The organism is Tardiphaga sp., from assembly GCF_028290495.1.
GTDB lineage: Bacteria > Pseudomonadota > Alphaproteobacteria > Rhizobiales > Xanthobacteraceae > Tardiphaga.
Window position 1 is genome coordinate 1 of record NZ_JAQGJT010000190.1, and the last position, 2,757, is coordinate 2,757.

The window sequence follows — 2,757 nt, forward strand, 5'->3', positions numbered from 1 at the left end:
GCACCGCGTTGCGGCGGCGTCGAAATCCTGAAGGGCGCCAATGGTGCGCCGACCGGCATCATCGTCGAGCGCAACAACCGCCCCACTGTCGAATTCGACATTCTCCCGGCGGTGCCGCGCTTCGGCTTCGACGACCGACTCGAAGGGATCAGGCGATCGCAGCGGCTCTATAACGCCAAAGGCACAACCAGTATCTACGAGGGGCACGGCTCGGCCGCCGAGACCATCTCGGTCTATCGCCGGCTGTGGGAACTGAACGAACTGACCGTGCGGGTCGGCCTGGTGGTCAGCCCGAGCTGGAGCGACCTCACCGAAGCGCGCCGGATCATGCGCGACTGGCTGGCAACCGCGCGCGGCGCCGGCCTCGGTGACCGCTGGCTACGCGTATCCGGCATCCACATTGCCTACGGCGGCGATCCCGTGGTCGCCTGCTGCGCACGGGCGCACCTGCCGGACACCGGCTGGGCCGGCTTCGTCGAACAGGCGGTCTCGCCCTCCGACTTCCGCGAAGCTTGTTTTCTGGCAGCGGAGTTCGACCTGCGGCTACACACCATCGTCGGCGACCAACTGCACGAGATCATTCCTGTGCTGGAAGCCGTGAACGAGCGTCATCCGATCCGGGCGCGGCGCTGGGTGATCGAACATATCGGACGTGCCCGAGACGAGGACATTCAAGCGCTCAAGCGGCTTGGCATCTACGTGACGACGATTCCGACCTACTATCTGTGGAAGGGCGGCGACAAATATCTCGCTGAACCGAACGACGGCAATCGCATCGTTCCGCATCGCAAGATCATCGATCAGGGCATTCCGCTGGCTATCGCCACCGACAACATTCCCTACGATCCGTTTTTCACGCTGTGGACAACCTGCACCCGTGAAGAGCGAACCACCGGACAGGTGATCGGCCCGGAGCAGCGGCTGGACGCACGCACCGCGCTTCAGTTGTTCACGACGGCCGGCGCCGCCCTGACCTTCGACGAAGGCTGGAAGGGTCCGCTGAAATCAGGCTTCGCGGCGGATCTTGCCGTGCTCTCGGATGATCCGACAGCCATCGCCGCGGCCCACTTGAAGGATCTCGATTGCCGCCTGACCATGGTGGGAGGCCGTATCGTCCACGATACCGGTCTCGCGACATGAGGCCGCCGGGCAAGTTGCGTCCAATCGCTGTCAGCCGTGTGCCGCCTTCAGAACGGATGCCTTGCCCTTTACTCTCGGAAACACCTCTTCCGCGAAGCGCTTCATCTCGGCCTCGAACGGCTGGAACTGGAGCATGAACAGCTCGATGCCGGCGGCATGGAATTCGCCGATGCGCGCGGCGACGGTGTCGTAGCTACCCACCAGGCCCGCCGCGGTGCCGCCATTGCTGCCGACCCGCGGCGTCTTCTGCATCGTCTGCATCATCACCACCTTGGGATCGGTATTGGCGCGCTGGATCGCCTTGATCGGCGCATCGAGCTTCGCCAGCGCCAGCAGCCTCTGATGTGCCTCCTCCGCCTCGGCGTCGGTATCCCGCGCGATGACAAAGGCCGACAGGCCGAAGCGCAAGGGCGCGCCGGTGCGCGGACGTGCCGCCACATCGGCGATCAGGGCCGCGACATCCGCCAGCGGCTGGCCGTTGATGAACCAGGTATCGCCATGGACGGCAACAAGGTCGCGCGCCGGATCGGATTCACCGCCGACATAAATCGCCGGCCGCGCGCGATACAGATCCTTCGGACGCAGCGCATAATCGCGGACATCGAAATTTTCGCCCTTGTGAGTGAGGCGTTCGCCGGCGGTCAGCCGCGCCACGATTGAGATCCATTCCTTGCCATAGGCGTAGCGGTCGTAGTGCTCCGCAAAGCCGATGCCGGCCTTTTCAAGCTCGGGCTTGTTCCAGGCGTTGACGAGGTTGAGCGCAAAACGTCCGCGGCTGATGTTCTCGATCTGCAGCGCCATCTTGGCCAGCACCACCGGATGAAACAGATATGGCTTGATCGCAGCGATGATCTCGATCCGGCTGGTCAGCGCGGCCAGTGCCGCCGCGGCCGTCCAGGTTTCCAATTGATCAAGATCTTCCTGGTGCGGGTTGATGGTGTGCTGCGCGATCAGCGTCGAATCGTAACCAAGCGCTTCCGCCTGCAGCACCACATCGCGGTTGTGCTCCCACGACGCATTGTACGGCTCCTCGGGATCGTGATGCGCCGCGCGCGGTCCGTGGACGGGGGCCCACACGCCAAATCGAATGGGTTTCGTGCTCATGCTTTGCCTCGTGGGTCTGATGCTTGATCTCATAAGCGCACGGAGCAAAGTCATTGCAAGCCAACAAAACCACCACATAGGGGTCAGGACGACATTCCCGTTCAACACTAGAAGGATTTTTCGTCCGTGACAGGATGACGAGGGGAATTTTCTGCGGCCTTCGGAGCCGGATCGCCTGGCAGGCAATACAGCAGTTGCATTTTCCATCCCGGCCGCGAGCAAAGCATCAAAGACCTCTCGATCGCATCCTTTGCGTAGCAAACCGACTTATTATCACGCGGAGAATGTTTTCACCGCAAAATCTCCGGACGGCGAACTTATCCTTGTCCTATCATCCCCGTCGGTTGCGGACGTCGCCGCAATGAACGGGATCATCACGTTGAGCAACGTCGACTACGTTATGCAGCAGGAATACCGGGCGCCGGTGCAGGTCACGCCGACGCCGCGCGTTGCTGTCGCACGCAAGCCTAATTTGCTGCTGCTGTCATGGATTGCGCCTGTTCTTCTCGTGAT

At 62.3% G+C, this 2,757-nt stretch carries 2 protein-coding genes; one reads left to right on the plus strand and one right to left on the minus strand.

Annotation, left to right across the window (positions count from 1 at the left end; all coding sequences use genetic code 11):
* The coding region (locus JWQ24_RS27810; protein WP_299815621.1) for an amidohydrolase family protein at positions 1–1,140 on the plus strand (1,140 nt) is incomplete at its 5' end.
* Between the two features lie 30 nt (positions 1,141–1,170).
* Here JWQ24_RS27810 and JWQ24_RS27815 read toward each other — a convergent pair.
* A complete protein-coding gene (locus JWQ24_RS27815) occupies positions 1,171–2,244 on the minus strand; it encodes an LLM class flavin-dependent oxidoreductase (RefSeq protein ID WP_299815623.1) in 1,074 nt (357 codons plus the stop codon).
* Between the last annotated feature and the right edge of the window lie 513 nt (positions 2,245–2,757).

Bases quoted from the DNA above. Each gene is read 5' to 3' on its own strand.
- JWQ24_RS27815 (WP_299815623.1), bottom strand. From the start codon at position 2,244: ATGAGCACGAAACCCATTCGATTTGGCGTGTGGGCCCCCGTCCACGGA.